This window comes from Pseudoalteromonas sp. TAE79 (assembly GCF_000498015.1).
Lineage (GTDB): Bacteria > Pseudomonadota > Gammaproteobacteria > Enterobacterales > Alteromonadaceae > Pseudoalteromonas.
On record NZ_AUTL01000047.1, the window covers coordinates 1 to 7,040 of the forward strand.

7 protein-coding genes are annotated in these 7,040 nt (G+C 38.7%); 4 read left to right on the top strand and 3 right to left on the bottom strand.

Annotated elements, in window-relative coordinates:
* The 3 genes from dxs to L655_RS0101275 form a co-directional block, all read right to left on the bottom strand.
* Positions 1-896, bottom strand: an 896-nt coding sequence (dxs, locus tag L655_RS0101265) for a 1-deoxy-D-xylulose-5-phosphate synthase (RefSeq protein WP_024603828.1), incomplete at its 3' end; no start/stop codon positions are given.
* Positions 897-1,001: 105 nt separating this feature from the next.
* The gene (gene ispA / locus L655_RS0101270) at positions 1,002-1,889 is read right to left on the bottom strand and encodes a (2E,6E)-farnesyl diphosphate synthase (RefSeq protein ID WP_024603829.1); all 888 of its coding nucleotides are present in this window, start codon (positions 1,887-1,889) and stop codon (positions 1,002-1,004) included.
* Between the two features lie 2 nt (positions 1,890-1,891).
* Positions 1,892-2,134, bottom strand: coding sequence for an exodeoxyribonuclease VII small subunit (locus L655_RS0101275; RefSeq protein WP_002961738.1), 243 nt, complete (start codon positions 2,132-2,134; stop codon positions 1,892-1,894).
* 321 nt (positions 2,135-2,455) lie between these two features.
* Here L655_RS0101275 and pomA point away from each other — a divergent pair, with 321 nt between their 5' ends.
* The 4 genes from pomA (at position 2,456) to L655_RS0101295 (ending at position 6,849) form a co-directional block, all read left to right on the top strand.
* On the top strand, positions 2,456-3,223 hold the full coding sequence (pomA, locus tag L655_RS0101280) for a flagellar motor protein PomA (RefSeq protein ID WP_024597197.1): 768 nt from the start codon (positions 2,456-2,458) through the stop codon (positions 3,221-3,223).
* Between the two features lie 2 nt (positions 3,224-3,225).
* A complete protein-coding gene (locus L655_RS0101285) occupies positions 3,226-4,146 on the top strand; it encodes a flagellar motor protein MotB (RefSeq protein ID WP_024597196.1) in 921 nt (306 codons plus the stop codon).
* A gap of 204 nt (positions 4,147-4,350) precedes the next feature.
* Positions 4,351-4,866 carry a hypothetical protein gene (locus L655_RS0101290; RefSeq protein ID WP_024603830.1) on the top strand — a complete coding sequence of 172 codons (516 nt, stop codon included), beginning with the start codon at positions 4,351-4,353 and terminating at the stop codon, positions 4,864-4,866.
* Between the two features lie 42 nt (positions 4,867-4,908).
* Positions 4,909-6,849, top strand: coding sequence for a DNA topoisomerase III (locus L655_RS0101295; protein WP_024603831.1), 1,941 nt, complete (start codon positions 4,909-4,911; stop codon positions 6,847-6,849).
* Positions 6,850-7,040 lie beyond the last annotated feature (191 nt).

A 7,040-nucleotide genomic window follows, 5' to 3' on the forward strand; every position in this document is an offset into this window, starting at 1 on the left:
TGATAGCCAATAGGATCGGCTTCAGCCGGTTTGTAGCCCTTACCTTTTTGGGTTTTTATATGTAAAAGCTGTGGGCCTTTTAAATTACGCATATTACGTAATGTATCTACAAGCATGTTTACATCGTGACCATCAATGGGACCAATGTAATTTAGGCCTAATTCTTCAAAGAAGGTACCCGGGATCATCATGCCTTTAATGTGCTCTTCCATTTTACTGGCAAGTTGCTTTACCGGAGGCACTCCTGAGAGTAACTTTTTACTACCTTCACGAATGTTAGTATAAAAGCTACCTGATAAAATTCGAGCAAAGTGATTTGTTAATGCGCCAACATTTTCAGAAATCGACATTTCGTTATCATTTAAAATAATAAGCATGTCTGATTTTACATCACCTAAATGATTCATCGCTTCAAATGCCATGCCTGCGGTTATAGCTCCGTCACCAATAATGGCTACAGACTTTCGACCTTTACCTTCTTTTTGTGCAGCAATAGACATACCTAAGGCAGCTGAAATAGAGGTGCTTGAATGGCCTACGCTAAACGTATCGTATTGGCTTTCATCGCGAAAAGGAAAAGGGTGTAAACCGTCTTTTTGGCGAATGGTGTGCATTTGCTCGCGACGACCAGTAAGAATTTTATGCGGATAAGCTTGATGACCCACATCCCAAACTAGGCGATCGTCTGGAGTGTTATAAACATAATGCAGGGCAACGGTTAGTTCAACCGTCCCTAAACCAGACGCTAGATGACCGCTACTTTGCGATACTGAGTTGAGTAAATAATCGCGCAGCTCATTGCTAAATGCAGGGAGTTTGTCTTGCGCTAAGTCACGCAATTGGGCTGGCTCGTCAACCAAATTAAGTAATGGATACTTGCTACTATCAAGTGTCATGGTTTTATATATATCCTTCGCTAACATTAATTAATTCAAAGCTTTTACGAATAATTAATGTTGAGTAATAATGTCAGTGCTAATTGCAATACGTATGAGCAAAAATTAGTGGTCACGCTCAATTAGATAATTTGCTAGCGACGCAAGAAGTGTTGTGTCAGCATCTATATTTGCTAACGCTTCATGGGCTTGTTGTATTAAATTTTGCGCCTTTTCTTTAGCGCCTAGCATACCTAATAACGCCGGATATGTCGCTTTATTCGCGGCAATATCGGAGCCTTGTGGCTTTCCTAAAATAACTGTATCGCCTTCAACATCTAAAATGTCGTCGTGTACTTGAAATGCTAGCCCTATAGCATACCCAAAAACACTTAAATTTTCTAAGGTTTGTTGATCAGCCTTTTCACTGCACAGTGCACCAAGTGTAATTGCGCAATTAATTAGAGCTCCGGTTTTTAGCTTATGTATTCGCTCAAGCTCTTGTACGGTAATTACTTTATCAGTTGCTGCTATATCAAGGCCTTGTCCGCCAACCATACCCTGAAGGCCTGATGCGTGGGCAAGTGTAGCAATCATTTTTACTTGTGTTTGCGATGAGCATTCAAATTTGTGATTCGCAATAAGCTCAAAAGCAAGAGTTTGAAGAGCATCACCGGCTAAAATTGCATTTGCCTCGCCAAACTCTATATGACAAGTAGGGCGTCCGCGGCGTAAGTCGTCATCATCCATTGCTGGTAAGTCATCATGGACTAACGAATAGCTATGAATACACTCAATTGCAGCAGCAAGTACGTTTAAGTCTTGATGGTTTGCGCCGAGCATTTTACCTGTGGCATAAACTAAAAATGGACGTAATCTTTTACCGCCATTAAATAATCCATACTGGGTGGCGTTCTTTACCGTTTCTTCAGTATCGAGAGGCTGTTTAAAATGCTGTTGTAAGGTCGCTACTACATCTTTTTGAGCACGTTCGATATAATTATTTATGCTCACAGCTATTCCATATCATTATCAAAATTCGTAAGAACTGACTTTTCGCCATTCCCCATCAAAATTGATACTTTTTGTTCTGCTTGCTGTAATTTACCTGATGAAGCACTTGCTAATGCAATTCCACGCTCAAATTGCTTTAACGATTGCTCAAGCGATAAGTCACCTTGTTCCATGTCACTAACGATTGTAGATAATTCTTCTAGTGCTTGTTCGAAACTTAAGTTTTCAGGTTTTTTAGTCGCCATCTTTATTTCAGCTTACATAATAAATTTAGGGGTCAATTTTAGGGGGAATGCTAAACTAGGTCAAAGGATGATATTGGTTTTTTACCTTTATCACGTTAAATTATATTTCAAGTGCATTAATAAAGCCTTAATAGCGGTCTGTTGATTTAATAAATCAATTGATAATTAGGTAGCCCTTATAACTTGATCTAAAATAGTGCTAAAGGCTGCTTTTTATGTTTATTTATAAAAATGGCTTAAGCAATTCAATATGTTGCCGATAATCAGTTAATAATAAAAGTTTATGATAAGGCCATTAAGCATGAAACTTCTGGAGGAAATGTGGATTTAGCAACCATAATTGGGATCCTAGGCGCAATTGGCTTAATTGTCATGTCTATGTTTATGAGTAGTAGCGGCGAAATGGCTATGTTTGCCGATGCCCCTTCAAGTGTAATTGTATTTGGTGGTTCGCTCTTTATTGTTTTATCAAACTTCACCATGTCGCAATTTTTGGGGATAGGTAAAGTTGTTGCTAAAGCGTTTATGTTTAAAATTGAAACGCCAGAAGAACTTATTGAAAAAGCAGTAGAGCTTGCTGATTCAGCTCGTAAAGGAGGCTTTTTAGCACTCGAAGAAGCTGAAATCCCAAATCCATTTATGCGCAAAGGCGTCGACATGCTTGTTGATGGCCATGACGCAGATGTTGTTCGTGCCACACTTCAAAAAGATATCTCTTTAACCACTACTCGACATGAAATGGGCGCAGGCTTATTTAAGTCATTAGCCGATATTGCACCAGCAATGGGAATGATTGGTACTCTAATTGGCTTAGTTGCAATGTTATCTAACATGGATGACCCAAAAGCAATTGGCCCGGCAATGGCGGTAGCGCTTTTAACAACTTTATATGGTGCGTTTTTAGCCAATGTTGTGGCAATTCCTATTCAGGTAAAACTTGAACTGCGTAAAGACGAAGAGGCTATGAATCAGCGTTTAATTTTGGATGCTATTTTAGGTATACAAGATGGCCAAAATCCAAAAGTAATCGAAGGTATTTTGAAAAATTACTTAGCTGAATCTAAACGTAAAGTAGATACCGAGGAGTAATTATGTCTGATCAAGAGTGCAAATGCCCACCACCAGGCCTACCAGCATGGATGGGAACGTTTGCCGATTTAATGTCACTGTTAATGTGCTTTTTTGTACTCTTGCTTGCGTTTTCAGAAATGGATGTACTTAAGTTTAAACAAATTGCGGGCTCTATGAAGTTTGCTTTTGGTGTGCAGAATAAAATTGAAGTAAAAGATATCCCTAAAGGTACCTCTGTTATTGCTATGGAGTTTACCCCAGGCAAACCAGAACCCACTCCAATAGAAACTATTCAACAACAAACAGTAGAAATGACTCAACAAATGTTAGAGTTTCAGGCTGGAGATGAAAGCTCAGCTGGTGGCAGGCAAGAACAACGCGGGGACAAACGTGGTGGCGAATCTCGTAGTACTTCTCAAGAGCAATCGTCAGAGCAAGCAACTTCAGCGGCCGATCAGGAACAAACTAACGAGCTCGTTAAAAAAATCGCGCAGCAGCTTGAAAAGCAAATAATAGATGGTGCAATTGAGCTTGAATCTTTAGGGCAGCAAATAATTATTCGTATTAGAGAGAATGGTTCATTTCCTTCGGGTAGTGCATTTTTACAACCTAAGTTTAAACCCATAATTCAAGATATTGGTGTACTGTTAAAAGATGTACCTGGCGAAATAACTGTATCTGGCCATACCGACGATTTTCAGGTATCGAATGAGCTATATATTAATAATTGGGACTTATCGTCAAAGCGAGCTGTAGCTGTAGCAAGCGAGCTGCAAACGGTGCAAGGGTTTGATAAAAACCGCATGATGGTAGTGGGGCGAGCTGATACTCGTCCACTTGTTCCAAACGATTCAAATGAAGATCGCCGAAGAAACCGTCGAGTAGAAATATCAATCCTGCAAGGTAAGGCTAAAGAGTCTGCTCCTATTGATGTACGTTAAGCTATTGCTTGGTATTATATCTCACTACTTTTTGTTTTAATTTAGGGTACTTAATTGCCTAAGCATCTTGGCAATTTCATCATTTTAGCTTACAGTACATTTCCTTAACATATGTAATGGAACGCCCGTGAATAAAAAATATAAGTATAGCGATATGCCTGGAAATGGTACTGGCGGAGATGACGATAAGACGAAAGAATAACAATGCCTTTATGGGTTGATAAGGTAATTACATTTCTTGAACTTAGCTGGGTTTTATTTTTAATCCCAGCTATTGTTGTTTTCTATTTGCGTAAAGATTTTTTAGCATTACGATTTGTATGTGTCACAGGTGTATTTTTCTTATTTGGTGCACTTATATACGATTCTTTAAAAGAGTTTGATAAAGATATTTATATATATAGATATCTTGTCTGGGCGTTTAATGACATAGCTTGGATGGCTTTAATTGCCTATCTTGGGATAAAAGATAAAGTTTATTTATGGCAATGTGTTTTAGGTCAGTTGGTTGTTATAATGGCACCAATTTTACAACTTTTTCGCGTTGTTGATCGCCACCTTTGGGATTTATCTTATAGCACGTTAATGTATAAAACGCTTTTACCTTTAATTAATACGCTCACCGTAGTGGTGTGTTATCTTCCGCTAATTTATATTGTAATTAAAAATAATAAGACAGTAACTGGTAATAATCATAAAAAAGCCCCTCCTTTAAAATAGCTGTGCTAAACTACTGTTTATATGAACAGTGGTAAGCAAGCTATGAAACTCTACATTGCAGAAAAACCTTCACTTGGACGCGCTATTGCTGATGCGTTACCAAAACCACATAAAAAATATGATGGTTATATAGAAGTCGCTAATGGCGATTGTGTATCGTGGTGTATTGGACATTTGCTAGAACAAGCAGAACCCGATGATTACGATGAGCGCTTTAAAAAGTGGCAGTTTGAACACTTACCTATAATACCTGAACAGTGGAAGTTAAAAGCCAAAACCAAAACTCGCAAACAGCTCACTGTTTTAAAAAAATTAATTAAACAAGCCTCGCAACTTATTCACGCTGGCGATCCAGACCGTGAAGGCCAGCTACTAGTCGATCAAGTAATTGAAGAAGCTAAAATAAGTCAGGCTAAAAAGCAGAGTACGCAACGTTTACTCATTAGTGATTTAAACTTATCGGCGGTAAAAAAATCACTGGGTACTATGCGTTCTAATCGAGATTTTATTCCGCTAAGTGTATCTGCTTTAGCGCGCTCTCGTGCTGATTGGCTATTTGGTATGAATTTAACACGTGCATACACACTAGCTGGGCAAAAAGCAGGGTTTGGTAATGTGCTTTCGGTAGGGCGAGTACAAACCCCTATTTTAGGTCTTGTTGTTAATAGAGATAACGAAATAGCACACTTTGTATCTAAGCCTTTTTACGATGTACTGGCGCATTTACTTACTCCAGATAACCAGCCATTCATAGCTAAGTGGGTTCCTAGTAAAGCATGTGAGCCACATCAAGATGAAGAAGGGCGAATACTTAACAAAGCACTCGCACAAAATGTTGCTTCACGCATTACAAAGCAAAGTGCTGAGCTTACTTCACTTGACCAAAAACAAAAAAAACAAAGTGCTCCATTACCTTATAATTTATCTGCACTACAAATCGATGCGGCTAAAGCATTTGGTATGCCAGCTCAAAAAGTGTTGGATATTTGCCAAATACTTTACGAACGTCATAAATTAATTACTTACCCACGCTCGGATAATCGTTATTTACCTAAAGATCACCATCAAGATGCATCAGCTATTTTTAAAGCTATAAGTGCTAATGGTGGGCAAAGCAGTGAATTAGTAAACGGGGCTGATGTAAAAAAGCGTAGTAAATGTTTTAACGATTCAAAAGTGGCTGCCCATCATGCCATTGTGCCTACGGCTAAGCAGTTAAAGTCAGCGAGTTTGAACGGTGACGAAGCGAAGGTATATCAATTAATAAGCCGCCATTACCTAATTCAGTTTTATCCCGACTATATTTATAACGAAACTAAAGCAGAGATAACAATCGCTGGCGGATTATTTAAAGCAAATGCAAAACAAGATGTAAGCCTGGGCTTTAAGGTATTAATGGGTAAGTCTGAATTAAAAGATGAAGCTACGTTACCTCCTTTAACTAAAGGTATGCCTCTTTTTTGTGAGCAAGGCGAAGTGGTCGAAAAGCATACATCACCTCCTGCTTATTTTACCGATGCTACATTATTGGCTGCGATGACCGGCATTAGTCGTTATGTTAAAGATCCACAAATTAAAAAAGTATTAAAAGACACTGATGGTTTAGGTACGGAGGCAACACGTGCGGGAATAATCGAGTTGTTATTTAAGCGGCGTTTTTTAAAACGTGAAGGTAAGTCAATTAGAGCGACCGAAACGGGACTTGCCCTTATTAGCGTATTACCACAAGGTTTAGCGAGTCCTGATTTAACCGCAAAGTGGGAATCGAGCTTAGGTGATATCGCGCAGCAAGTAATGAGTTATCAGCAATTTTTACAGCCTTTACTTACTGACCTAAATGGGTTTGTACAATTAGCAGCAAACTGCGATAGCAATGCATTTGCAAGGTTACCAAAAAGTTCACCTAAAAAACGCTTTGCTAAACGAGGTGGAAAAGCGACCTTTAAAAAGTCGAGTTATAAAAAAAGCTCTGTTGCTAGTTAGCTACAGAGCCATTTTATTAAACGATATTACTTAACCTGATGTAATGGTCTCCTCCCTATACGGCATCTATGTGCCATGATTAAAGTGGTTACAATAATCAAAGGGACAAGAAGACCAAAATGAAGATTACAACAATTGGTTTAGATATAGCAAAAAGATTTTTCCATGTGGTGTGCTGCAATGAACAAGGG